The sequence below is a fragment of the Pseudarthrobacter sp. RHLT1-30-1 genome (assembly GCF_059383415.1).
Genome location: NZ_JBWZCG010000012.1, coordinates 78,382 through 102,482 on the forward strand (window position 1 = coordinate 78,382; position 24,101 = coordinate 102,482).

Sequence of the window (24,101 nt, forward strand, 5' to 3'; positions counted from 1 at the left end):
ATCCTGCTACCTGCGTCTGCGTCCGTCCACCCCCGATCTAGGTTTTGCCCCTGCACCGTCGTAGACTGGAGTTATTCGAAGATATATTCGAACAGTTGTCGGTTGTTTTGGCACAGCTGGTGAGGTCGGAGAGGCGCAATGGGCATGTTCAGCGAGTCAGTGGACGTCGTCTGCACACCCTCCGGCCAGCCGCTGAGCCTTGACTGGGCGGGCCGCCACTACGCCGTCTGCGCCGAACCGGACCGCTGGTACGAGCGCCGCCAATGGTGGGCGGAAGAACAGCGCACCCCCCTGGGGAGCGGCCCGGGACTCGTGGACTCTGAGATCTGGCGGGTCCAGGTGCGCCAGGCGGATGCCCCCGACGCTGAAACCCTCACCCTTGACCTCACCCGGCATACCGGCAGCGGACGCTGGCGGCTGCTGCGGATCCATGACGCCCTGCGTCCATTCAAAAAGCCCGCATCTGCATGAGCTTCACCCATCTCCACGTCTCCACCGCCTTCAGCGCCCACTACGGGGTCTCCTGGCCCGATGACCTGGCCGCCGCCGCAGCGGCGGACGGGGCGACGGCGCTCGCCTGCACGGACCGCGACGGCCTCTACGGGACCGTCAAGCACCTGAAGGCCTGCATGGCGGCAGGGCTGGACCCAATCGTCGGCGTTGACCTTGCGGTCTTCGACGACGACGGCGACCTCCGCACCCAGCTCGGCGGACGCGTCGTCGTGCTGGCCCACGGTCACAACAACGGCGCCGGGTACCGGGCACTGTGCCGGCTGATCTCCGATGCGCATGCCCGCACCACGGGGAAGGCCGGGGGAGCGGTGCCGGCCGCCGTGACCCGGGCCGAGCTGGCCTCCCGCACCCTGCACCCGGAAACCCTCAAGCCGGTGCTCACCGTGCTGATCGGCCCGGACTCCGACGTCGGACGTGCCATGGGCGGCCGGCGGTACCTGCGCCCCCGCACCCTGTTCAAACGCTGGATCGATGCCATGCCGCCCGGCACGCTCGCCGCCGAGGTGGTCAGCCAGCTCAGCCCGCCCGGCGAACCGCTCAGCACCGCCCACGCGGTGCGGATGCTCAAGCTCGCCGCCGAGCACGGGGTCCCCGCAGTGCTGAGCAATGCCGTGCGGTATGTCGCCGAGGACGGGGCGGCCACCGCGGACGTGCTGGATTCCGCCCGCACGCTCAAATCGCTGCCCGAACTCTCCGCCGCCCCGCTGCTCCAGCCCAACGGGCAGGCCTGGCTGAAATCTGCGGCGCAGATGCACCAGCTGGGCAAGGAGATTATGCACGCCGCCGGGTACGGCTCCGCAGACCTCAAGAGCCTGCTGGCCCAGACCGAGGCGCTCGCGGACCGTTGCCGGATGGACCCGGTGGCGGACATGGGCTGGAAGCAGCCCGTGGTCCCGGAAGCCTCGGTGATCGGAATCGCCGGGGACCCCCTCGTGGAGCTCACCCAGCGCTGCGAAGCAGGCATCAGCAGGAGGTTCCCGGGGATCACCGGCAAACCCGCCGAGGAGCTGCGCTCGCGGCTGGAACACGAGCTGCGGATCATCGACAGCCTGGGCTTCGCCGCGTACTTCCTGACCGTGGCCGAGGTGTCCCGGATGATCCTGGACATGGGTGTCCGGGCGGCGGCCCGCGGTTCGGGCGCCTCCAGCCTGGTCAACTTCCTGATCGATGTCAGCCAGGTGAACCCGCTGCAGCACGACCTCATCTTCGAGCGCTTCCTCTCCCGGGACCGCGCCACCCTGCCGGACATCGACATCGACGTCGAAAGCGCCGAACGGCACAACGTGTACCGGAAGATCTTCGAACGCTTCGGCTCCGGGCGCGTCACGCTGATGAGCATGCAAAACGGCTACCGCGCCCGCGGTGCCGTGCGCGACGCCGGCCTGGCGCTGGGCATGGAGGAAGGCGAAATCGGGGACATCGCCAAGCAGTTGTGGCGGTTCTCGGCCCGGAACTTCCGCGAGGCCCTCGAGGAGAAGCCCGAGCTGAAGGAATTCGCCGGCCGGGTGGGGCAGCGGGACTTCAGCGGGAACCAGCAGCTGGACCTGCTGGTGGACCTCACCGAACGGCTGGACCGGCTGCCGCGCCACATCTCCATGCACCCCTGCGGGGTGATCCTGGGCGACGCCACCCTGCTGGACCGCACCCCCGTGCAGCCCAGCGGCCTGGGCCTGCCGATGAGCCAGTTCGACAAACACGACATGGACCCGATGGGCATGCTCAAACTCGATGTCCTCGGCGTCCGGATGCAAAGCGCGATGGCCTTCGCCGTCCGCGAAGTGATCCGCCTGCATCCCTCCAAAGCCGAGGTCGTGGCCGCCGGTGCCCACCCGGTGGGACCCGGCGGGACGGGACCGGACTACATCGGCGAGGACGGCCGGATCGACCTCAACGCCGTGCCGCTCGACGACGAGCCCACCTATGAGCTGATCCGCAGCACCCACACCCTGGGCTGCTTCCAGATCGAATCACCCGGGCAGCGGGAGCTGATCGGCAAACTCGCCCCCCGGGAGTTCAATGACCTCATCATCGACATCTCCCTGTTCCGGCCCGGGCCGATGAAATCGGATATGGTCCGGCCCTTCCTGGAACACCGGCACGGCTTCGCCCCCGAGGTCTATCCGCACCCGGACCTCAAACCCGTGCTCCAGGAGACGCACGGGGTCACCGTGTTCCATGAGCAGATCCTGAAAACCTTTGACGTGATGACCGGATGCGGGCTGGCCCGTGCCGACGAGTTCCGCCGCGCCCTCGGCAACGAGGTCCTGGAAGGGAAGGTGGAGGATTTCTTCCGGAAGGAGGCCCGGGCCAGGGGATACAGCCCCGCGGTGGTGGACAAGGTCTGGGGGACCCTTAAAGCCTTCGGCAGTTTCGGGTTCTGCAAGGCCCACGGCGCCGCCTTTGCCGTGCCCACGTACCAGTCGGCCTGGCTGAAGACCCACCATCCGGAGGCCTTCCTCGCCGGGCTGTGGGAACACGATCCGGGGATGTATCCCAAGCGGCTCCTGGTCTCCGAGGCCCGGCGGCTGGGGATCCCGATCCTGCCCCTGGACATCAACCGCAGCCACGCCGAGTACCGGGTGGAACGCGTGGACGCCGGCCCGGACCGCGGCAAGCTGGGCATCCGGCTGAGCCTGAACGGCATTTACGGCCTCTCCGGAACCGAGCTGAAACGGATCGTGGCGGGACAGCCCTATGACTCGCTCGCGGACCTGCGGGCCAGATCCCGGCTGAGCAAACCCAGCATCCAGCGGCTGGCCCAGCTTGGTGCCTTTGACTCCCTGCACCGGGACTCCGGCGGGACCGCCAACCGCGCCGACCTGGTCCAGCACCTGCAGACCCTGCAAAGCCGGCCGCAGCGCAAAGGCCTCGAGGTGATCGAAGGGCAGCTTTCGCTGCCGCTGGGGGACATCGAGCTGAAGTACCTCAAGGCCGTGCTCCCGGCACCCACCCTGGTGGACACCGTCCGGGCCGAGCTGGACCTGATGGCCGTGGATGTCAGCGACCACCTGATGGCCAGCCACCGGCCGCTGCTGGACCGGCTCGGGGTCACCACCGCGGACCAGCTGCTGGGCCTGCGCAACGGCACCGAGGTGCTGGTCGCCGGAGTCCGGGTCGCCACCCAGACCCCGCCGATGCGGGGAGGACGCCGGGTGGTCTTCATCAGCATCGACGACGGCACTGGCTGTGTGGACTCGGTGTTCTTCCATGAGGCCCAGGAGCTGGCCGGGCCGCTGCTGTTCGGGACCCGGCTGCTGCTGATCCGGGGCAACACCCGGCGGACCGGGCCCAGGGGGATCAGCATCAGCGCCAGCATGGCCTGGGACCTGAGCCGCACCGAGACCCTGCCGTTCCCGGTCCCCGCGTCCGGGAGCCCGGAATACCGCGAACCAGAGCCCCCCGGCCCGCTGGAGGGCATCAGCCGGAACCTCGCCATTACCGGGCTGGGAGGCTGAGCGGCGCGTTGGTTGGCCTCTGCAGAAACCGATAGCATGGACGAGGCTGGCTGTGGTCCCCGTACGCCACAAGCTACGAAGCCTTAACTTTGAATAGGAGACACCCGTGTCAGATGCCCAGCAGATCACCCTTCTCGTCGATGGCGAAGAGACCAAGGTGGCTACCGGGACCACCGGCGCGGAACTCTTTTTTGAGCGCCGCGACGTCGTGGTGGCCCGCGTCAACGGCGAGCTGAAGGACCTGGACCAGCCGCTGCCCGAGGACGCCACGGTCGAGGCCGTCACGATTGGTTCCCCGGACGGACTCAACGTCCTGCGCCACTCCACCGCCCACGTGATGGCCCAGGCCGTGCAGCAGCTGCGCCCCGACGCCAAGCTGGGCATCGGCCCGTACATCACCGACGGCTTCTACTTCGACTTCGACGTCGAGGAGCCGTTCACCCCGGAAGACCTGAAGGCCCTGGAAAAGATGATGCTCAAGATCATCAACCAGAACCAGAAGTTCGTCCGCCGCGTGGTGTCCGAGGACGAGGCCCGCGAAGCGATGAAAAACGAGCCCTACAAGCTCGAACTGCTGGGCAAAAAGAACAACGCCGCCGACGCCGGTGAAGGGGTCAACGTCGAGGTCGGCGCCGGCGACATCACGATCTACGACAACGTGGACCGCAAGAGCGGGGACACCATCTGGTGCGACCTGTGCCGCGGCCCGCACCTGCCGAACACCAAGCTCATCTCCAACGCCTTCGCGCTGACCCGGTCCTCGGCCGCCTACTGGCTGGGCAACCAAAACAACCAGCAGCTGCAGCGCATCTACGGCACCGCCTGGCCGACCAAGGACGACCTGAAGGCCTACCAGGAGCGCATCGCCGAGGCCGAACGCCGCGACCACCGCAAACTTGGCGCCGAACTGGACCTGTTCTCCTTCCCGGACGAGCTGGGCTCGGGCCTGCCGGTGTTCCACCCCAAGGGCGGCATCATCCGCAAGGCCATGGAGGACTACTCCCGCCAGCGCCACGTCGATGCCGGCTACGACTTCGTCTACACGCCGCACATCACCAAGGGCCACCTCTACGAGGTCTCCGGCCACCTGGACTGGTACCGCGACGGCATGTTCCCCCCGATGCACATCGACGCCGAACTGAACGAGGACGGCACCGTACGCAAACCCGGCCAGGACTACTACCTGAAGCCGATGAACTGTCCCATGCACAACCTGATTTTCCGGTCCCGCGGCCGGTCCTACCGTGAACTGCCGCTAAGGCTGTTCGAATTCGGTTCCGTCTACCGCTACGAGAAGTCCGGCGTCGTGCACGGCCTCACCCGGGTGCGCGGCATGACCCAGGACGACGCCCACATCTACTGCACCCGCGAGCAGATGAAGGACGAGCTCACCACCACGCTGAACTTCGTGCTGGGCCTGCTCAAGGATTACGGCCTGGACGACTTCTACCTCGAGCTCTCCACCAAGAACGAAGACAAGTTCGTCGGCGACGACGCCACCTGGGACGAAGCCACCCGCACCCTGGCCGAAGTGGCCGAGGCTTCCGGCCTGGAGCTGGTCCCGGATCCGGGCGGCGCCGCGTTCTACGGCCCGAAGATCTCCGTGCAGGCCAAGGACGCCCTCGGCCGCACCTGGCAGATGTCCACGATCCAGCTGGACTTCAACCTGCCCGAGCGCTTCGAACTTGAGTTCCAGGCCGCGGACGGCACCCGCCAGCGCCCGGTGATGATCCACCGCGCCCTGTTCGGTTCCGTGGAACGGTTCATGGGTGTGCTCACCGAGCACTACGCCGGGGCCTTCCCGGCCTGGCTGGCACCCGTGCAGGTGGTCGGCATTCCGGTGGCCGAGGCATTCAATGACTACATGTTCGACGTCGTGGGCCAGCTCAAGGCCGCGGGCATCCGGGCAGAGGTGGACATCTCCTCGGACCGCTTCCCGAAGAAGATCCGCACCGCCAGCAAGGACAAGATCCCGTTCGTGCTGATCGCCGGAGGCGACGACGCGGAAGCCGGCGCCGTGTCCTTCCGCTTCCGCGACGGCAGCCAGGACAACGGTGTGCCGGTGGCCGAGGCCGTCCAGCGGATCGTCGACGCCGTCCGCAACCGGACCAGCTAGCGGACAGGGAAGAACAAAGCATGCAGGAAACCACAGGGGCCGGCCCGGAGTACCCGGGGGACGACGGCGTGACCGACGACTTTGGCCTGGCCGGGGTGCCGGACGCGTTCCAGCGCCTGTGGACTCCGCACCGGATGGCGTACATCAAGGGCGGGCAGCACCAGTTCAAGAACGTGGAGGACTGCCCGTTCTGCGTGGCGCCGGAACGCGAGGACGACGATTCGCTGATCGTCTACCGCGGACGGACCAGCTACGTGGTGCTGAACCTTTTCCCGTACAACCCCGGCCACCTGCTGGTCTGTCCCTACCGGCACATTCCTGACTACACGGACCTGACCGTGGAGGAAACGGCCGAATTCGCCGAGCTGACCCAGACGGCCATGCGCGTGCTGCGCAAGGTCGCCAACCCCACCGGCTTCAACCTCGGGATGAACCAGGGCGTGACCGGCGGCGCCGGGATCGCCGGGCACCTGCACCAGCACGTGGTGCCGCGCTGGGGCGGGGACGGCAACTTCTTCCCGATCATCGCCCAGACCAAGGCCATCACCCAGACCCTGGGCGAGGTGCGCCAGCAGGTCGCGGACGCCTGGCCGCAGGCCACCGCCGGGGCGACGGATGCTGAACAGGCGACCGCCGGGGCGACGGATGCTGAATAGGCACGCACGCGGTTTCTTCACCGCACTGTTTTCCCCGCTGGCCCGCTGGCTGTTGCGGATCGGGGTCTCCCCGGACGCCGTGACCATCGTCGGGACGCTCGGCGTCGTGGTCGGTGCGCTGGTGTTCTACCCGCTGGGCGAGCTCTGGTGGGGCACCCTCTTCATCACCGCGTTCATCTTTTCGGACGTCGTCGACGGCATCATGGCGCGGATGCAAAAAGGCGGCGGCCGCTGGGGCAACTTCCTGGACTCCACCCTGGACCGGGTCGCCGACGGCGCGCTGTTCGCCGGCGTCGCGGTCTGGTTCTTCACCGGAGGGGCGGACACCCCCATCGCGATCGCCGCCATCGTCTGCCTGGTTCTGGGCATGGTGGTTTCCTATGCCCGCGCCAAGGCCGAGGCCCTGGGCTTCGAGGCCAATGTCGGGATTGCCGAGCGCGCCGAGCGGCTGGTTTCTGTACTCGTCGTCACCGGTTTCACCGGACTGGGCCTGCCCCCCGTGGTGCTGCTGGTAACGCTCTGCCTGCTCGCCGCCGCGAGCCTCGTGACGATCATCCAGCGGATCGTCGGGGTGCACCGCCAGTCGCTCGAGGAGACCGAGGGCACCACCACCGAACAGGCCGCGTGAACCCGGACCCCCGACGGGTCCCAAGGGTGTAACCGGAATTCAGCCGGGTCGCGGCGGGGGACTAGTATTAGCACTACCGGCCAATGGATCCGGTAATCCGGTGTGTGCGAAGCGGCATTTGTGTGCCGTCCGCGCTCCGGCGAGGTCATCTATCTACCCATAGGGGTTTTTGTGTCTACACCTGAGGTAAGCAGCGAAGCCGGCCAGTCCGCGAAGAGCGTGACGGGCAGCAACCGCGTCAAGCGCGGCATGGCGGAGATGCTCAAGGGCGGCGTCATCATGGACGTCGTCAACGTCGAGCAGGCCCGCATCGCTGAGGATGCCGGGGCCGTCGCAGTCATGGCGCTGGAACGCGTTCCCGCCGACATCCGCGCCCAGGGCGGCGTGTCCCGGATGTCCGATCCGGACATGATCGAGGCGATCATCGCCGCCGTGTCCATCCCGGTCATGGCGAAGGTCCGGATCGGCCACTTCGTCGAGGCCCAGGTCATCCAGACCCTCGGCGTGGATTACATCGACGAGTCCGAGGTCCTGACCCCGGCCGACTACTCGCACCACATCGACAAATGGAACTTCACGATTCCCTTCGTCTGCGGTGCCACGAACCTTGGTGAGGCCCTGCGCCGGATCAACGAGGGCGCGGCGATGATCCGCTCCAAGGGCGAGGCCGGCACCGGCGACGTCTCCAACGCCACCACGCACATGCGCCAGATCCGTGCGGAGATCAACCGGCTCTCCGGCATGGCCGAGGACGAGCTTTACGTCGCCGCCAAGGAACTCCAGGCCCCGTACGAACTGGTCAAGGAAGTTGCCGCCACCGGCAAGCTCCCGGTGGTGCTGTTCACCGCCGGCGGCATCGCCACCCCGGCCGACGCCGCAATGATGATGCAGCTCGGCGCGGACGGCGTCTTCGTCGGCTCCGGCATCTTCAAGTCCGGCAACCCGGCCCAGCGTGCCGCCGCCGTCGTCTGTTGTCCCGTCGATTGCTCCGTGACGGCCCTTATGAGGCCTCAAAAGGGCCGTGACGGAGCAGCCGATGAGGGGTCAGTCGAGGCCGCGGCGCTTGAGCAGCGGCTCGAGTTCGGCGTCGCGGCCACGGAAGGCCCGAAAGGAATCCAGCGGGTCGCGGCTGTTGCCCCGGGAGAGCAGCTCGGCGCGGAAGAAATCGCCGTTGGCCCGGGTGAGGCCGCCGTTGTCCTTGAACCATTCCACCGTCTCGGCGTCGAGCACCTCGCTCCAGATGTAGGAGTAATAGCCCGCGGCGTAGCCGGCGCCGGCGAAGATGTGCTGGAAGTAGCCGGTGCGGTAGCGCGGCGGAATCAGGTCGTGCGCCACTCCGGCCGCGGCCAGCGCCTTGGCCTCGAACTCCAGGACATCCTCAGGCACCCCGGCGCTGTCCAGCACGTGCCAGGCCAGGTCCAGCAGGGCTGCGCCCAGGTATTCGGTGGTGCCGAACCCCTCGCCCCAGAGCTGCGCGGCGTCGAGCCGGTCCACCACGTCCTGCGGCAGTGCCTCGCCGGTGGCGTGGTGCCGCGCATAGTTGGCGAGCACCTCCGGCCACATGATCCACATTTCGTTCACCTGCGAGGGGTACTCGACAAAGTCCCGCGGCACGGAGGTTCCGGAGAACCGGGGATAGGTGACCGACGAGAACAGTCCGTGCAGGGCGTGGCCGAACTCGTGGAACGTGGTGCGCAGCTCATCCAGGGTCAGGAGCGTGGGTTCCCCGGCCGGCGGCTGGGAGATGTTCAGGTTGTTGATCACCACGGGCCGGGTGTTGAGCAGCCCGGACTGGTCCACGAGGGAGTTCATCCAGGCCCCGCCGCGCTTGGATTCGCGGGTGTAGTAGTCGCCCAGGAACAGGCCCAGCCCGGTGCCGTCCGCGTTGCGGACCTCCCAGACGCGCACGTCCGGGTGGTAGCCGGTGAGGTCGGCGCGTTCGTGGAAGGTGATGCCGTAGAGCGCGTTGGCGGCGAAAAACACGCCGTCGTTGAGGACCCGGTCCAGCTCGAAGTAGGGTCGCAGGGCCTGTTCGTCCACGGCGTACCGTTCGCGTTTGACCTTGGCGGAGTAAAACGCCCAGTCCCAGGCCTCAAGAGGGTGCCCCGCGATTTCGGCCAGCGCCCCGGCCTCGGCGGCGGCGTTCCGGACGGCGGCCGGCGCCAGCCGGTTCATCATGGCCTGCACCGCCGCGAAGTCCGGGGCGGTCTGCTGGTCCACGACCAGTTCGGCGTAGTTCGCGAAGCCCAGCAGCGTCGCCTTCTCGGCGCGGAGCCGCACCATGTCCTTGACCAGGTCCCGGACGTCGAGAGCGCTGCCGTCGCTGCCGCGGCCAATGGAGGCCTGGTACAGGCGGCGGCGGACCTCCCGGTTCTCCAGGGCGGCGAGGGCGGGCTGGTTGCTGGGCTGGATGAGGGTCAGCAGGAACTTGCCCTCGTGTCCGGCGGTGCGGGCGGCTTCCGCGGCGCTGGCGAGATCGTCGGCGGGCAGCCCGGCGAGCTCGGCTGCGTCGTCCAGCAGCAGCGCCGCGGACTTCATCGCTTCCTTGACCCGCTGGCCGAACTCCGTACCGAGCCGGGACAGCTCGGCGTTGACGGCCCTGAGCCGTTCCTGGCCGGCGTCGTCGAGCTGGATGCCGGACTGGCGGAATTCCTTGACGTACTCCTCCACCAGCCGGGCGGACTCACCGTCGAGCTGGTCGGTGCTGATGGCAGCGAACCGCTCGAACAGTCCGCGGTTGAGGTAGACGGCGTCCTGGTGCGCCGAGAAACGCGGGGACAGTGTGGTTTCGAGGTCGCGGATGGTGTCCGAGGCGTCGGCCGAGACCAGGGTAAAGAAAGACGCCGCTGCACGCTGCAGGAGCCGCCCGGAGCGCTCCATGGCCACGGCGGTGTTTTCGAAGGAGGCGGGCTCCGGCGAGTCCACGATTGCCTGGATCTCCGCAAGATGCTCGGCGAGGCCGGCCTCAACGGCTTCGGCGTAGTGCTCGTCGGAAATGTCCGCGAACGGCGGCAGGCCGTAGGGCAGGGTGCTGGGGCTCATCAGGGGATTGATCATGAAATAACTCTTTCATGTAATGGAGCGAGTCTCAACGGTCTGCCAGGCGTGTTGTGTCCCGTGCCGACGTAGGATTGGCGCCATGCCTACCATCATCCCCACGCTGCGCGGCCGTCTGCTGGCCGCCGCCGCTGCGGTCTCACTCCTGGCCTCCGTGGCTTCCTGCGGGATCGCTGCCCAGACGGACAGCAATGCCTCCGGATCCCCGGCGGCCAGCGGAAGCGCCGCCGGCCCGGGAGCGGGAGAAGCTTCCGGCCCGGCATCGGACACAGCGTCCGGAACAGCGCCGGCAGCGTCGCCGTCGGGCACCCCCACGCCCACGCCGACTCCCGGTAAAGGGCCGGATTGCGCAGCAGTCCGCTGCACGTCTGTGTTGGTGACCGGGGACATGCTGGTCCATGCCCAGCTGTGGGAGCAGGCCCGCGCGGACGCTCTGGCCACCGGGGCCAAGGGCCTGGACTTCGGCCCGATGCTTGAAGGCCAGCGCAAGTACATCGAGAAGAGCGACCTGGCGGTCTGCCACTTGGAGACGCCCGTGGCGGGCCCGACCGGGCCCTTCTCCGCCTACCCCTCCTTCAATGTTCCGCCGCAGATCATCCCGGCAGCCCAGCAGGTCGGCTACCAGGCCTGCACCACCGCGAGCAACCACACGGTTGACCGCGGCACCGCAGGGCTGGCCCGCACCCTGGACGCCCTCGACGCCGCCGGGATGCAGCACACCGGCTCCTACCGGACCGCGGCCGAGGCCGAGGGCGTCCTGATCCTGCAGACCGCCGCGGCCAGGATCGCCGTGATCAATGCGACGTACGGGCTGAACGGGCAGGCCGCGGAGGCGGCCTGGCAGGTGGACATGCTCGACCCCGAGGTCATGATTGCCAAGGCTAAGAAGGCCCGGGACCTGGGGGCGGACATCGTGGTGGCCTCCATGCACGCGGGCGAGGAGTACTCCAGTGTGCCCAACGCCGAGCAGAAAAGCGTGGCCCACGCCCTCGCGGACAGCGGCCAGTTCAGCATGATCTATGGCCACCACTCGCACTCGGTGCTCCCGATCGAGCAGTACAACGGGACCTGGATTGTTTACGGCCTGGGCAACGGGATCACTGAACTTTCGCCGAGCTACGTGGTGAACAACGAGGGGCTGCTGGTCCGGGCGCAATTCAGCCAGGACGCCGCCGGCAAGTGGGCCGCCTCTGATCTGGCCTGGGCGCCGTCCGTGATGGTCCGGGGACCCTACCGCTGGTGTTCCGTGGCCTCCGACGCCCCGCAGGGTCCGTGCGCCAGTGCCGCGGCCGACGCGGCCACCCACCAGCGTACCCGGACGGTTGTCGAATCGATGGGGGCCGCGGCCGCGGGTGCCCACGAACTGCTCATTACCAAGGAACCGTAAGCAGCAGGACAGGAGGCCTTTGTGGGCAGAGCAACGACGGCGGACCGGGAACCCCGGAACGGGACGTTCCCCAACGGCATGGACTACCTCAGCTGGGGCAACGGAACTAAAAGCTTGCTATTTATCCAGGGCGGCCCCGGTAGCGCGGTTCCGCAGGGGATACTGCGCCGGCTGCTCCGGCGGCAGTTCGACCCCTTTCTTGAGGCCGGTTACTCGGTCTGGATTGTCACCCGGCGCCGGGGCATGCCGCCCGGGCACACCATTGCCGACATGGCGGACGACTATGCGCGGCTGATTGCAGAGGATTTCGGCGGCCGGGTAGGCATCGTCCTGGCTGAGTCGTTTGGCGGGATGATCGGCCAGTATCTTGCCGCACGGCATCCCGAATCGTTCGACCACATGGCCATGGTGGTCACCGCTGCGGAGCTGAGCGACTGGGGCAAGGACGTCGATTTCCGAATGGCGCGGGCCCTGGCAGCAGGAGATACGGACGGTGCCGGAACGGTCTTTGCCGAATACCTGCTGCCCGGCCGCCGCGTGCGGTGGCTGCGGCGGCTGATTGGGCCGGTCATCCAGCGACGTCTGCTCAGCGGATCAGACTATCCGGCCCAGGATGTCCTCACCGAGGTGCAGGGCGAGGTGACGTTCAATTCCCGGGCCGTGCTCCCGGAAATCCGGCGCCCGGTCCTGCTGATCTGCGGAGGCTCGGACCGGTTCTTCCCCCGCGAGGTCGCCCAGGAGACTGCCGGGCTGATCCCGGACTGCACCCTCATCTGGTACGAGGGCAAGGGCCATGTCGGGGCGGCCTCAAGCGGCCGGATCGCGCAGGACGTGCTGGCGTTCACCAGCCGAAGCTGACCTGCCTGCCTGCCTGCCGGCCGGCGCGGAAGCTGGGGCGAATGCCGGTGCGGGCGCGGCGTGAGCGGCTACGACTGGCGCCTGGTCCGGTAGCGGACCCGGACCCGGTTAAGCGCCGGTGGCCAGGTCCAGGCACATGTACACGCTGTGGGGGTCGTCCCTGTAATCGGCGAAGGGCGGGCACACGCTGAATCCGTGACGCTGGTACAGCCGACGCGCCGGAGCGAAGAAGTCCTGGCTCCCGGTTTCGAGGTACAAGCGGTGATACCCGTTGCGCCGGGTCTCGGCCATGATGTAGGTCAGCAGAACGGTGGCGATGCCGCGGCCGCGTGCGTGGGCTGCGGTGCGCATGGACTTGATTTCTCCCTGCATCGTCCCGCCCTGCCTGGATCCCGCCCCCACCCGTCTGCAACTGTTTCAGCGCTCCGCAGCCGAGCACTGCTGATTCCTCGCGCGCGGTCCAGAAGGTGACGGCCGGTCCCGAGAGAGCGGCCGAATCCAGCGCATGGACACTCCCGGCGGGCGAAGTGGCGAACATGTCCGCGAGGTGCTCGTTGAGGAGCTGCCGGACGTCCGCGCGCCCGGGGTCGTCCCGCTCAATCCGGATCATCCTGCACTGCCTCTCCACAGAATCTGTAACGGCTCATCCAAGAATCTACCGGCTGGCCGCACCGCAGTAGGCTGACGCCATGGAATCCGTGCACGACGCAGACGCAGCCCGCTGGATTGGGCCGCTCCTCGATCCCAGGGCGACGGACATGCATTGCGTCGTGCCGCACGGTTATGCCGCCTACGCCCGCGTGTTCCACCCGGCGAGCCGCGACCGGCCCGCACGGTCGGGGTCCTGGCGGCAGCAGGACAGGTCGGGGCTGGTCGACGCCGGGATCGAAACCGAGGCGGTTCCCTGGTCCGCGGTCGCCCGGACTTTCGGCACGTCCATGCACGCCCTGGCGCAGTTCCACCGCCTGCGGGGGCCGGCGTCGGAACCGTATGGCGAAGTCCTCGACGCCGACGGCTGGCGCTACCGTGAACCGCAACAGGGCAATCTGGACAACGAGGTGCTCGCCTCGCTGGCGGCGGTCCTCTGCCGGCACACGACGTCGCCGGGCGCCGGCTTCGCCGCCGTCTGGGAGGGGTGGGGAGGTCTCACGAGTTCTGCGGGCTACAGCGAGCTGACCTTCCACCTGGACGGTGCCGGCGCAACCCTGGCAACAGAGCCGGCGGGCGGTGACGGGCCCGGCTCCGGGCTGTTGCCGGCCAGCGTGGTGAACGGTCCCAAGCTTGAGCTGCCCGGCCGCAGTCATTTCCTCTTCTCCGCCGCCCCGGCCCTATTCGCCAATCCCGGCTGGGTCCGCGACGCGCCGTGGCACCACGATCCGCGGTGGCCGCAGTCGCCCAGCCTGCTCTGGCCCGACGACCGGGCCTGGGTCATGGTCACGGAGATTGATTTCGATTCGACAATCGTCGCAGGCAGCGCCGCGCTGGCCGCCGACCTTATCGCGGAGCCGGCCCTTGAAGCGCGGGAAATCCCGGAGGGCGCGGACCTGAGCTGGTTCGGGGGACGGTAGCCACCGTCCGGCCGGCGCTGGACTGTGCCAAACGCGGTGGCCTGCCCGGCCGCCGCTACGCCGATGTCTGTCCGCCGGCTGATTGCCACTGGACGCTGTCCGGCCGCCGGTTCAGCGCGGGCGGCGGGCGGCGTGTTCGCGGGCCAGGACGGCGTAGCTGTCGTCCGGGGTGCCGGGGGAGAAGCTGCCGTACTTGCGCTCGACGGCGGTCCGGATGAGGAAGTCGGCCAGCGCCGGGTTCTTGGGCAGCAGGGAGCCGTGCAGGTAGCTCGCCACGATGTTCCGGTAGCGGGCGCCTTCCTTGCCGTCGTGGCTGTTGTTGCCGGTGCCTTTGGCGGTGCTCCCCAGCGGCGCGACGCCGGGACCCAGGGTGGTCTGCCCGCTGTGGTTCTCATAGCCGAGCACGGTGCCGAACTCGGGGGAGGATACCGACACGTTGCCGATCAGCCGCTCGTCGGTGCCGTGCGTCTCCACGTCCAGGATGCCGATCCCCGGGATGACGGACCCGGTCCGGGTCTTGAAGAACTTCCCGAACAGCTGGTACAGGCCGCAGATCACCAGCATCGGCGTGCCGTCCTCGGCGAGTTCCTTCAGGACGGTTTCGCGCGACAGCAGGTCATCCTGGATCACCAGCTGGCCGCTGTCCTGCCCGCCGCCGCCGACGATCAGGTCCACGTCCGCGGGAAACGCGTCGCCGACGTTGTATTCAAGCAGCTCCGGTGTGTAGCCGTGCCAGCGCAGCCGCTGGGCCAGCACCAGGGCGTTGCCCCAGTCGCCGTAGATGTTCATGTCCCGCGGGTACAGCTGCAGGACCCGGATGGTTCCCTTGGTGGGTGCCTCGGGTTCCTCGGGCGGCAGCTCGTGCCCGAAAGAGAACCTGGACCCGCCGGACCCGTTGGATTCGTTCTGGGGGGTCATGAGACCACCTCCACTGTGGTGATTTTGGACAGCTCGCGGCGGATGGCCAGCATCGCTGTGTAAGTGCAGAAGATCCGCTTCGGTTTGTCCCGGGCCCCGCTGATGAAGGCCGCCAGCGCGGGGGCGATCTCGGTGTTGACCGCGCCGATCGCGACGTCGTCGTACTGCAGCCGCAGCGCCATGTCGTAGGCCCGGGAGCCGCTGAGCTGGTCCACGCCGCCCTCGCGGAGGGTGTCGAACTCAACGTCCCAGAGCCAGGACATGTCCCGGCCGTCGGCGTAATTGTCGTTGATCGCGATCATCGTGGCGTAACCCGCGGCCGGAAAGGACTTCAGTCCCAGCCGGAAACCGCTGGGGTTCTTCACCAGCACCAGATCCAGCGGCAGGCCGTCGACGACGAGGCTCTCGCCGCGTCCGAACGCCGGCGCCACCTGGGCGAGGGCCTTCAGCAGGCCCTCGTTGTCCGCCTGGGCGCCGTCCTCAACCGCAATCGCCCGGGCCAGGGTCAGCGCGGCCGCGGCGTTGAAGATGTTGTAGACGCCGCGGAGCTTCATCGCCGTGCTGGCCGTGACGCCGTCGTACTCAAAGTCCGCGTCCGCCGCACCCACCCGGCGCAGCACGACGTCGGCGTGCGGCCGGGCCGGAGCCGCCGGCACCGGGCTGCCGGGCGCGGCGCGCATCTCGTCGTCGTTGGGGAAGGTGCTCAGCAGCGAGTCATCCAGGCCAAAGTAAAGGACCTCGGGACCGCTGAGCGTGTCTGTCTTGAGCGAGTCCGCGATTCGGGCGACGCGCGGGTCCTCCCGGTTCAGCACCACCGTTCCGGTGGTCTTGGAGGCGATGTGCTGCAGCAGCTGCGCCGTCTTGTCGATCTCGCCGAAGCGGTCCAGTTGGTCCCGCAGGACGTTGAGCAGGAGACAGTAGCGCGGCGGCACCTGGTTGACGAAGTGCACCGCGTGGGCCTCGTCGAGTTCCAGCACGGCGACGTCGGCGTGCAGCCGTCCCCGCCAGTCCACTTCGCCAAGCAGCGCTGCGGCCACACCGCGGGTGAAGTTGCTGCCGGTGCGGTTGGTGAAGACCTTCAGGCCCTGGCTCTCGAGCAGTTCCACCACCATCTTGGTGGTGGTGGTCTTGCCGTTCGTGCCGCTGACGACGGCGACGCCGTGCGGCAGCGTGGACAGTGTCCGGCGCATGAAGCCGGGGTCGATCTTTTCGACGACGAGCCCGGGAAGGGCCGAGCCTCCGCCCCTAAGCCGGGAGACCCGGCGGACGAGCTTGCCGAGCGGAACGCTGAAGTAAAACATGCTTTGTAATATATCCCAGCGGCAGCACGGAAGCCCGCCGGGAAGCGGCGGGGCATAAGTCGCGGCCACTATGCTGGTTCGATGACCAACCCCTCTACTGCGCCTTCCTCCGGTGTGGGTGCAGGCTTCCGGATCGGCGTCCTGGCCCTCCAGGGTGACTTCCGCGAACACCTGCACGCGGTGGAAGCCGCCGGTGCCACCGGCATCAGCGTCCGCCGGCCGGCCGAACTCGACGGCCTCGATGGCCTGATCATTCCCGGCGGCGAATCGACCACCATCGACAAGCTGTCCCGCGCCTTCGGGCTCCGCGACCCGCTGCGTCAACGGATCCAGGACGGACTGCCGGTCTACGGCTCGTGCGCCGGGATGATCCTCCTCGCCGAGGAGATCACCGACCCCGCGAAGGACCTTGCCGGCAACCCGCAGCAGACGTTTGGCGGCCTCGACATCACCGTCCGCCGGAACGCCTTCGGCCGGCAGCGCGAGTCCTTCGAAACGGATCTCGATTTCAGCGGCCTCGACTTCAGCGCGACCGCCGACGGCGTGGCCCCGGTCCACGCGGTCTTCATCCGCGGACCCTGGGTGGAACGCGTCGGCGACGGCGTCGAGGTGCTTGCGAAAGTGGAGCCGTCCAGGGCGTCCCACCCCGAGGCGCTGGCCGGGACGGCTAGAATTGTTGCAGTGCGGTCCGGCAAGCTGCTGGCCACTTCCTTCCACCCGGAAGTGACGGGGGAGAAGCGCGTGCACGAATTGTTTATCCGAATGATCAGAGGAGACGCGTAAAGCATGTCAGGCCACTCCAAATGGGCGACGACCAAGCACAAGAAGGCCATCCTCGACAGCCGCCGGGCCAAGTCGTTCGCCAAGCTGATCAAGAACATCGAAGTTGCCGCGCGCATGGGCGGCCCGGACCTCGCCGGCAACCCCGGCCTGGAACTCGCCGTCACCAAGGCCAAAAAGACCTCGGTCCCCGCTGACAACATCGACCGCGCCATCAAGCGCGGCGCGGGCCTCACCGGCGAAGTCGTGGACTACACCGAGATCATGTACGAATGCCGCGGGCCGCAGGGCTCGGCGCTGCTGATCGAATGCCTCACGGACAACAAGAACCGGGCCGCCTCCGAGGTCCGGCTCGCCATCTCCCGCAACGGCGGCACCATCGCCGACCCCGGCTCGGTCAGCTACCTCTTCTCCCGCAAGGGTGTCGTCTCGCTGCCGAAGAACGGACTGAGTGAGGACGACGTCCTGATGGCCGTGCTCGACGCCGGTGCCGACGAAGTCAAGGACAACGGTGACAGCTTCGAGATCCACTCCGAGCCGACCGACCTCCAGGCCATCCGGGATGCGCTCAAGGACGCCGGGATCGACTACGAAACCGACGAGGCCGAATTTGTGCCCTCCATGCAGGTGCCGCTCGACCTCGACGCCGCCAAGAAGTTCCTGAAGCTCGTGGACGCCCTCGAGGAACTCGACGACGTCCAGAACGTGTACAGCAACGCTGACCTCAGCGACGAAGTGCAGGCCGCACTGGAAGCCGAGTGACCCTGCGCGTCCTCGGCGTCGATCCGGGCCTCACCCGCTGCGGGATCGGCGTCGTGGACGTCGAGAAGAACCGCCGCGCCACCATGGTGGCGTTCGGCGTCGTCGGTACGTCCCCTGAGGAAAGCCTGGACCAGCGCCTGCTGGTCATCGCCACCTCCATCGATGAGTGGTTGGACCAGTACGAACCGCACGTCCTCGCCGTCGAACGCGTCTTCTCGCAGCTCAATGTCAGCACCGTGATGGGCGTTGCCCAGGCCTCCGGCGTCGTGATCGCCGCCGCCGCCCGCCGCGGCATCCCGGTGGCGCTGCACACCCCGTCCGAGGTCAAGGCAGCCGTCACCGGCAGCGGTACCTCCAACAAGGATGCGGTCACCAAGCTGGTCACCAAGATTCTCCGGCTCGACGCCCCGCCGCGCCCCGCCGACGCCGCCGACGCCCTCGCGCTGGCCATCACCCACGCCTGGCGGGCCGGCATCGGCACTTCCGACAAGGGCGCAGCCACCACCGGACCGGGGAGCCAGTCCCTGACACCGGCCCAGCGCGTATGGGCGGACGCCGAGGCCAAAGCGCGCCGCACACGCTGAATGTCCGACTCTGCCGCCGCAGAACTTGGTAGGGTATTCGTAGATATGTTCGGATAACCGGGTCTCCCCGGTTCTATTTCAGCTGAATTTTCAGGAGCCCGGCTTTGATCAGTTTTCTCCGCGGAACCGTCGCGCACGTCGGCCTGTCCTCCGCCGTAATCGACCTCAACGGCGCCGGCATGAGCGTGAACGCCACGCCGCAGACCCTCAGCCGGCTCCGCACCGGCGAGGAGGGCAAGCTCTTCACCTCCCTGATCGTGCGCGAGGACTCCCTGACCCTGTTCGGCTTCGACACCGACGACGAACGCGAAGTCTTTGACGTCCTGCTCAGCGTCGCCGGCGTCGGACCCCGGCTGGCGCTGGCCGTCCTGGCCGTCCACGAGCCCGAAGCGATCCGCGTGGCAGCGCACTCCGGCGACGGCAAGGCCTTCACCAAAGTGCCCGGCATTGGCCCCAAGGTCGCCGGCCGGATTGTGCTCGAACTGGCCGGAAAGCTCGTGCCGCACGGCACTGCCGCCGGAACCACTGCTCCGGCGGCATCCTCCGAGGCGGTCTGGAAGCCGCAGGTGGTAGCGGCCATGACCAGCCTGGGCTGGTCCGAGAAGGACGCCACGGCCAGCATCGACAAGTCCCTGGCCGATTCCCCCGAACTGGCCGAAAAGGGCAACGTGGCCGAGATCCTGCGCGCCACCCTCCGCTGGCTGGGCCAGGACGGCGCCCGCGCCGGGAACAGGGCAGGCGCCCGTGGCTGAGCCGTCGATCGTCGCCGGGGGAGAGGAGCCGGAGGAGCGCGTCATCGAAGCCGCCCTCCGGCCCAAGAACCTGCACGACTTCGTCGGCCAGCACCGGGTCCGCAAACAGCTCTCCCTCGTACTGGAGGCCTCACGGATGCGCGGCCGCAGCGCCGACCACGTGCTGCTCTCCGGACCTCCCGGGCTGGGCAAGACCACCCTGTCGATGATCATCGCGGCCGAAATGAACGCGCCGCTGCGGATCAGCAGCGGACCCGCCATCCAGCACGCCGGGGACCTGGCGGCCATCCTGTCCTCGCTCTCCGAAGGCGAGGTGCTGTTCCTGGACGAGATCCACCGGATGTCCCGCCCGGCCGAGGAAATGCTCTACATGGCGATGGAGGACTTCCGGGTCGACATCGTCGTCGGCAAGGGTGCCGGCGCCACGGCGATCCCGCTTGAACTTCCGCCGTTCACCCTGGTGGGTGCCACCACGCGCGCCGGGCTGCTGCCCGGGCCGCTCCGGGACCGCTTCGGCTTCACCGGCCACCTTGAGTTCTACTCCGTCGCAGAGCTCGAACTGGTGCTCCGGCGTTCCGCCGGGCTCCTGGACCTCAAGGTCAATTCCGCCGGCTTCAGCGAAATCGCCGGGCGGTCCCGCGGCACGCCCCGCATCGCCAACCGGCTCCTGCGCCGGGTCCGCGACTGGGCACTGGTGCACGGCATCGAGCAAATCGACGCCCGGGCCGCCTCCGCCGCGCTGGACATGTATGAAGTGGACAAGCGCGGCCTGGACCGGCTGGACCGGGCCGTCCTGGAAGCCCTGATCCTGAAATTTGGCGGCGGACCGGTGGGCCTGTCCACGCTGGCCATCGCCGTCGGCGAAGAGACCGAAACCGTCGAAACCGTCGCCGAGCCCTACCTCGTCCGTGAGGGACTGCTGGGACGCACCCCGCGGGGAAGGATCGCCCTCGCCCCCGCCTGGACCCACCTCGGCTTCGCCGTGCCGCCCGGCATCTTCGCGCAGGACCCGCTGGAGCTCTTCCGGGTCGAGGACGATGCCGCGGAGCCGGCGGACGGGCAGGGCCAGGACGCCGATCCGGAATGGATCCGTAACAGTCAATAGCACCCCTGTACAACCTTTTCCCTTTAGACTGGAATGACGCTCGGCACGTTCGGGTCTTTGTTCCTGCACGCGGCCAGCACCTGGCCGCCGTCGGCTCGGCATGAATCCCTGCCAGCCAGCCCGGAGCGAAGCGGACGTTGCTGGAAAACCAGCTACGCAAGTACAGAACGGAACTATCCCTGTGTTCGGACTTATTACTGCCCAGACCCAGCCGCAGGCCGGCGGCGGCATCGACATCATGACCATCCTGCTGTTCGCCATGCTCGGCGTCTTCGTCTTCATGATGTTCCGCCGCAACAAGAAGACCCAGCAGACGCAGGCTCAGCTCCAGTCGAAGTTCGCCCCGGGTGTCGAGGTCATGACGAGCTTTGGCCTGTACGGCCGCATCGTCGAGATCGACGAGGAAGAGAACAAGGTCCTGCTTGAGCTGTCCCCGGGCAACACCGCCACCGTGCACCGCCAGGCCGTCACCAAAATCGTCGAGCCGGTTATCGCCGCTGAGGCCGAGGACGCTGACGAGCCCCTGGTTGTTCCCAACGACGCATCCTCGCTGTCCATGGACAAGGCTGAGGGCCCCGCCCCGGTCGACGAAGCCCCCAGTGCGGAGACGCCGGAGGAAACCCTGCGCCGCCTCAACAACGAAGGCAGGAAAGACAGCTAGTCTGCCTGTTTGAGCTATTCCGCGAAGTAACGGCTGCGGGCAACCGCCGGAGCGGGCCCGCCAGGGCCGCCCGGCGGTTCCTCCGTAAATAATAGAAAGATCGACAATGGCACGAACTGGCCCCAAAAACACAGCCCTCAGGGTGCTGGTCTGGCTCGGCGTTATCCTCGCCGTCCTGACCGCCGTCCTGGCAGGCGGCACCATGGCCGGCCAGGCGAGCTGGGCTCCCAAGCTCGCCCTGGACCTTGAAGGCGGCACCCAGATGATCCTGGCGCCCAAGGTTGAGGGCGGTTCGGACATCAACGAAGAACAGCTCAACCAGGCCGTGGCGATCATCCGCCAGCGCGTCGACGGTTCGGGCGTCGCCGAAGCTGAAATCAGCACGCAGTCCGGACGGAACGTTGTCGTCAGCCTCCCCGGCACACCGTCCAAGGAAACCCGCGCCCTGATCCAGGCTTCCGCCGACATGAACTTCCGCCCCGTCCTGCAGGCCGGCCCGGGCGCAGCCGTTCCCGCGGAGTCACAGACCCCGGTTGAGCAGCTGCCCAAACCCACCGCGGAGCCCACCAACGGCAGCGACGTTAACTGGGTTACCCCCGAGCTCTACCAGAAGTTCGAGACGCTCGACTGTGACAACCCGTCGCAGGACAAGCAGGAACGCTCCGACCCGACGAAACCGCTGGTCACCTGCGAACCTGCCTCCGCGACCTCCCCGGCGATCAAATACATCCTTGGCCCGGTTGAGGTCAAGGGCTCCAACATCACGGGTTCGACCTTCCAGCTGCAGCGCGGTGCCCAGGGCGCCGTGACCAACGAGTGGGCTGTCAACATCCAGTTCGACGCTGACGGCACCGCGAAGTTCAAGGAAGTCACCGAGCGGCTGTACCAGTTCTACATCGCCGGCGGCGGCCAGACCGGCTCCGATCCAAAGGCGCAGTTCGCGATCGTCCTCGACGACCAGGTCATTTCCGCGCCGCGGTCCCTCGCCGTCATCACCGATGGACGCCCGCAGATCACCGGCGGGTTCACCGAGGCGTCCGCGAAGGCGCTCTCCGACCAGCTCCGTTTCGGCGCCCTGCCGATCAGCTTCGAGATCCAGAGCGAACAGCAGATCTCGGCAACCCTCGGCGGTGAGCAGCTCCGGATGGGTATGCTCGCCGGCCTCATCGGCCTGCTTCTGGTTGTGGTCTATTCCCTGTTCCAGTACCGGGCGCTGGGCCTGGTCACCGTCGCTTCCCTCATGGTCGCCGGCGCCCTGACGTACCTGGCCATCGCGATCCTGGGCTGGACCGAGAACTACCGGCTCTCCCTTGCCGGCGTCGCAGGCATCATCGTGGCGATCGGCCAGACGGCGGACTCGTTCATCGTCTACTTTGAACGGATCCGTGATGAGCTCCGTGAAGGACGCGGCCTCGTGTCGGCCGTCGAGAACGGCTGGAAGCGGGCCAAGCGCACCGTCCTGGCGTCCAAGGCCGTCAACCTCCTGGCCGCCCTCGTGCTGTACTTCGTGGCAGTGGGCAACGTCCGCGGCTTCGCGTTCACCCTCGGCCTGACAGCCATCGCCGACCTCATTGTCGTCTTTATGTTCACCCACCCGACCCTGCAGTTGCTGGCCCGCACCAAGTTCTTCGGGGAAGGCCACCCGCTCTCCGGGATGGATCCGAAGAGCCTCGGCGCCGGTCCGCTGTACCGGGGCGCAGGCCGGTTCCGCAGCCCGGCGGAGAAGCCGGCCGCTGTTGCCGCGCTCCGCGCCAAGAACACCGGCGCCACGGCTGAGGCCGAACGCCGGATGACCATTGCAGAACGACGCCTCGCGGAACGACAGGAACAGCTTGCTGGTTCCGCCAAGAGCCCGTCCAAGGAGGGCAACTAAATGGCCACCAGCTTCGCCAAATTCGGCAATGAGCTCTACACGGGCAAGCGCTCCTACGATTTCGTGGAGTCCAAGAAGATCTGGTTCCTGATCGCGGCCGTCCTCGTGGCGCTTTCGATCCTGCTGCCGGTCGTCAAGGGCGGGTTCAACCTGGGCATCGAGTTCCGGGGCGGCTCGGAGTTCACCGTCTCGAACGTGAAAACCACCGACGCCGCCATCGGCGAGAAGGCTGTCGACGACGTCGTCCCCGGCAGCGTCCCGCGGGTGACGAACGTCGCCGGAACCACGATGCGGATCCAGACCGACAAACTCTCGGACGAGGAGACGCTCCAGATCAAAGCCGGCCTCACCGGGGCCTACGGCGTGACGGACAACGAAGTGACATCCACCTTCATCGGCCCCACCTGGGGTGCCGACGTCACGAAGCAGGCCCTGCTGGGCCTGCTGATCTTCGTCGGACTCGCCGCCGTGCTGATGGCGCTGTACTTCCGGACCTGGAAAATGTCGCTCTCCGCGATCGCCGGCATGGTCGTGACGATGTTCATCACCGCCGGTGTCTACGCCCTGAGTGATTTCGAAGTCACGCCATCGGCCATCATTGGCTTCCTGACCGTGCTGAGCTACTCGCTCTACGACACCGTGGTGGTGTTCGACAAGATCCGCGAGAACACGGCGGACCTGCAGGCCTCCACCCGGCGGACCTTCGGCGAGGAGGTCAACCTCGCGGTCAACCAGACCCTGGTGCGTTCCATCAACACCATGATGGTCGCCATCCTTCCGGTCGGTGCCATCCTCTTCATCGGCGCCGGACTGTTGGGCGCCGGGACACTGCGGGACCTCTCGCTGGCTTTGTTTGTGGGAATCTTTATCGGCACCGCGGCGACGATCTTCATCGCGGCGCCGCTGTACGCCTGGCTGCGCCAGAGCGAGCCGGAACTTGTGAAACAGGCCCAGCGGGTGCACCAGCGCCGGGCCCAGACCGCCGCCAAGACGGACTCCGCGGCGGCACCGGCCACGGCTTAGCCACACGGTCCGGCCGGGACGGATCGCCCCGGCAGCCAAAACCGGCGGCCCGCACGGGCCGGAGAGCGTCATCCTGTGACGCTCTCCGGCCCATTGCCGTATCC

At 67.7% G+C, this 24,101-nt stretch carries 19 protein-coding genes and 2 pseudogenes; 17 read left to right on the forward strand and 4 right to left on the reverse strand.

What is annotated here, in order from left to right; all coding sequences use genetic code 11:
• Positions 1 to 138 precede the first annotated feature (138 nt).
• The 6 genes and pseudogenes from AC50YM_RS10775 to pdxS form a co-directional block, all read left to right on the forward strand.
• Complete coding sequence (locus AC50YM_RS10775; protein WP_494956941.1) at positions 139 to 471, forward strand: DUF6504 family protein; 333 nt, start codon at positions 139 to 141, stop codon at positions 469 to 471.
• Positions 468 to 3,968, forward strand: a complete 3,501-nt coding sequence (locus AC50YM_RS10780; RefSeq protein WP_494956942.1) for a DNA polymerase III subunit alpha — start codon at positions 468 to 470, stop codon at positions 3,966 to 3,968. Before AC50YM_RS10775 ends, AC50YM_RS10780 begins: the two co-directional genes overlap by 4 nt.
• Positions 3,969 to 4,074: 106 nt before the next feature.
• Positions 4,075 to 6,084, forward strand: coding sequence for a threonine--tRNA ligase (thrS, locus tag AC50YM_RS10785; protein ID WP_494956943.1), 2,010 nt, complete (start codon positions 4,075 to 4,077; stop codon positions 6,082 to 6,084).
• Between the two features lie 20 nt (positions 6,085 to 6,104).
• Positions 6,105 to 6,740, forward strand: coding sequence for an HIT family protein (locus AC50YM_RS10790; RefSeq protein WP_494956944.1), 636 nt, complete (start codon positions 6,105 to 6,107; stop codon positions 6,738 to 6,740).
• On the forward strand, positions 6,730 to 7,368 hold the full coding sequence (gene pgsA, locus AC50YM_RS10795) for a phosphatidylinositol phosphate synthase (RefSeq protein ID WP_494956945.1): 639 nt from the start codon (positions 6,730 to 6,732) through the stop codon (positions 7,366 to 7,368). Before AC50YM_RS10790 ends, pgsA begins: the two co-directional genes overlap by 11 nt.
• 171 nt (positions 7,369 to 7,539) lie before the next feature.
• Positions 7,540 to 8,337 (forward strand): annotated as a pseudogene (pdxS, locus tag AC50YM_RS10800) (pyridoxal 5'-phosphate synthase lyase subunit PdxS); the annotation flags it as partial.
• Positions 8,338 to 8,412: 75 nt separating this feature from the next.
• Here the strand turns inward: pdxS and AC50YM_RS10805 are convergent.
• Positions 8,413 to 10,425 carry a M3 family metallopeptidase gene (locus AC50YM_RS10805; RefSeq protein WP_494956946.1) on the reverse strand — a complete coding sequence of 671 codons (2,013 nt, stop codon included), beginning with the start codon at positions 10,423 to 10,425 and terminating at the stop codon, positions 8,413 to 8,415.
• 82 nt (positions 10,426 to 10,507) lie between these two features.
• On the opposite strand from AC50YM_RS10805, the gene AC50YM_RS10810 reads away from it, so the two are divergent.
• Together AC50YM_RS10810 and AC50YM_RS10815 are read left to right on the forward strand one after the other, a co-directional pair.
• Positions 10,508 to 11,812: a CapA family protein gene (locus AC50YM_RS10810; protein WP_494956947.1), complete on the forward strand. Its 1,305-nt coding sequence runs from the start codon at positions 10,508 to 10,510 to the stop codon at positions 11,810 to 11,812.
• A 21-nt stretch (positions 11,813 to 11,833) separates the two neighbouring features.
• Positions 11,834 to 12,670 carry an alpha/beta fold hydrolase gene (locus AC50YM_RS10815; protein ID WP_494956948.1) on the forward strand — a complete coding sequence of 279 codons (837 nt, stop codon included), beginning with the start codon at positions 11,834 to 11,836 and terminating at the stop codon, positions 12,668 to 12,670.
• A gap of 108 nt (positions 12,671 to 12,778) precedes the next feature.
• Here the strand turns inward: AC50YM_RS10815 and AC50YM_RS10820 are convergent.
• A pseudogene (locus AC50YM_RS10820) lies at positions 12,779 to 13,280 on the reverse strand (GNAT family N-acetyltransferase).
• Positions 13,281 to 13,359: 79 nt separating this feature from the next.
• Between AC50YM_RS10820 and AC50YM_RS10825 the strand changes: the two are divergent.
• A complete protein-coding gene (locus AC50YM_RS10825) occupies positions 13,360 to 14,238 on the forward strand; it encodes a hypothetical protein (RefSeq protein ID WP_494956949.1) in 879 nt (292 codons plus the stop codon).
• Positions 14,239 to 14,349: 111 nt separating this feature from the next.
• Here the strand turns inward: AC50YM_RS10825 and AC50YM_RS10830 are convergent, their stop codons facing one another.
• Complete coding sequence (locus AC50YM_RS10830) at positions 14,350 to 15,156, reverse strand: type 1 glutamine amidotransferase (RefSeq protein ID WP_494956950.1); 807 nt, start codon at positions 15,154 to 15,156, stop codon at positions 14,350 to 14,352.
• Entirely contained in the window at positions 15,153 to 16,457 is a 1,305-nt protein-coding gene (locus AC50YM_RS10835; RefSeq protein ID WP_494956951.1) for a Mur ligase family protein, read from the reverse strand. The genes AC50YM_RS10830 and AC50YM_RS10835 overlap by 4 nt, the downstream gene beginning before the upstream one ends.
• A gap of 81 nt (positions 16,458 to 16,538) precedes the next feature.
• On the opposite strand from AC50YM_RS10835, the gene pdxT reads away from it, so the two are divergent.
• The 8 genes from pdxT (at position 16,539) to secF (ending at position 23,997) form a co-directional block, all read left to right on the forward strand.
• On the forward strand, positions 16,539 to 17,240 hold the full coding sequence (gene pdxT / locus AC50YM_RS10840) for a pyridoxal 5'-phosphate synthase glutaminase subunit PdxT (protein ID WP_494956952.1): 702 nt from the start codon (positions 16,539 to 16,541) through the stop codon (positions 17,238 to 17,240).
• 3 nt (positions 17,241 to 17,243) lie between these two features.
• Complete coding sequence (locus AC50YM_RS10845) at positions 17,244 to 17,999, forward strand: YebC/PmpR family DNA-binding transcriptional regulator (protein WP_494956953.1); 756 nt, start codon at positions 17,244 to 17,246, stop codon at positions 17,997 to 17,999.
• Complete coding sequence (gene ruvC, locus AC50YM_RS10850) at positions 17,996 to 18,583, forward strand: crossover junction endodeoxyribonuclease RuvC (protein ID WP_494956954.1); 588 nt, start codon at positions 17,996 to 17,998, stop codon at positions 18,581 to 18,583. Before AC50YM_RS10845 ends, ruvC begins: the two co-directional genes overlap by 4 nt.
• A 104-nt stretch (positions 18,584 to 18,687) precedes the next feature.
• On the forward strand, positions 18,688 to 19,335 hold the full coding sequence (gene ruvA, locus AC50YM_RS10855; protein ID WP_494956955.1) for a Holliday junction branch migration protein RuvA: 648 nt from the start codon (positions 18,688 to 18,690) through the stop codon (positions 19,333 to 19,335).
• Positions 19,328 to 20,440: a Holliday junction branch migration DNA helicase RuvB gene (gene ruvB / locus AC50YM_RS10860; RefSeq protein WP_494956956.1), complete on the forward strand. Its 1,113-nt coding sequence runs from the start codon at positions 19,328 to 19,330 to the stop codon at positions 20,438 to 20,440. Before ruvA ends, ruvB begins: the two co-directional genes overlap by 8 nt.
• Before the next feature lie 238 nt (positions 20,441 to 20,678).
• The gene (yajC, locus tag AC50YM_RS10865) at positions 20,679 to 21,101 is read left to right on the forward strand and encodes a preprotein translocase subunit YajC (protein ID WP_494956983.1); all 423 of its coding nucleotides are present in this window, start codon (positions 20,679 to 20,681) and stop codon (positions 21,099 to 21,101) included.
• 106 nt (positions 21,102 to 21,207) lie between these two features.
• Positions 21,208 to 22,974 (forward strand): protein translocase subunit SecD, encoded by a 1,767-nt coding sequence (gene secD / locus AC50YM_RS10870; RefSeq protein WP_494956957.1) that lies wholly within the window; start codon positions 21,208 to 21,210, stop codon positions 22,972 to 22,974.
• Positions 22,975 to 23,997, forward strand: coding sequence for a protein translocase subunit SecF (gene secF / locus AC50YM_RS10875; RefSeq protein WP_494956958.1), 1,023 nt, complete (start codon positions 22,975 to 22,977; stop codon positions 23,995 to 23,997). It begins immediately after the preceding gene.
• The last annotated feature ends 104 nt before the right edge of the window (positions 23,998 to 24,101 follow it).

Excerpts from the sequence above, each read along its gene's own strand:
- AC50YM_RS10775 (WP_494956941.1), top strand. The coding sequence starts at position 139 with ATGGGCATGTTCAGCGAGTCAGTGGACGTCGTCTGCACACCCTCCGGC.
- AC50YM_RS10780 (WP_494956942.1), top strand. The coding sequence starts at position 468 with ATGAGCTTCACCCATCTCCACGTCTCCACCGCCTTCAGCGCCCACTAC.
- AC50YM_RS10790 (WP_494956944.1), top strand. The coding sequence starts at position 6,105 with ATGCAGGAAACCACAGGGGCCGGCCCGGAGTACCCGGGGGACGACGGC.
- pgsA (WP_494956945.1), top strand. The coding sequence starts at position 6,730 with ATGCTGAATAGGCACGCACGCGGTTTCTTCACCGCACTGTTTTCCCCG.
- AC50YM_RS10805 (WP_494956946.1), bottom strand. The coding sequence starts at position 10,425 with ATGATCAATCCCCTGATGAGCCCCAGCACCCTGCCCTACGGCCTGCCG.
- AC50YM_RS10810 (WP_494956947.1), top strand. The coding sequence starts at position 10,508 with ATGCCTACCATCATCCCCACGCTGCGCGGCCGTCTGCTGGCCGCCGCC.
- AC50YM_RS10825 (WP_494956949.1), top strand. The coding sequence starts at position 13,360 with ATGGAATCCGTGCACGACGCAGACGCAGCCCGCTGGATTGGGCCGCTC.
- AC50YM_RS10830 (WP_494956950.1), bottom strand. The coding sequence starts at position 15,156 with ATGACCCCCCAGAACGAATCCAACGGGTCCGGCGGGTCCAGGTTCTCT.
- AC50YM_RS10835 (WP_494956951.1), bottom strand. The coding sequence starts at position 16,457 with ATGTTTTACTTCAGCGTTCCGCTCGGCAAGCTCGTCCGCCGGGTCTCC.
- pdxT (WP_494956952.1), top strand. The coding sequence starts at position 16,539 with ATGACCAACCCCTCTACTGCGCCTTCCTCCGGTGTGGGTGCAGGCTTC.
- AC50YM_RS10845 (WP_494956953.1), top strand. The coding sequence starts at position 17,244 with ATGTCAGGCCACTCCAAATGGGCGACGACCAAGCACAAGAAGGCCATC.
- yajC (WP_494956983.1), top strand. The coding sequence starts at position 20,679 with ATGACCATCCTGCTGTTCGCCATGCTCGGCGTCTTCGTCTTCATGATG.
- secD (WP_494956957.1), top strand. The coding sequence starts at position 21,208 with ATGGCACGAACTGGCCCCAAAAACACAGCCCTCAGGGTGCTGGTCTGG.
- secF (WP_494956958.1), top strand. The coding sequence starts at position 22,975 with ATGGCCACCAGCTTCGCCAAATTCGGCAATGAGCTCTACACGGGCAAG.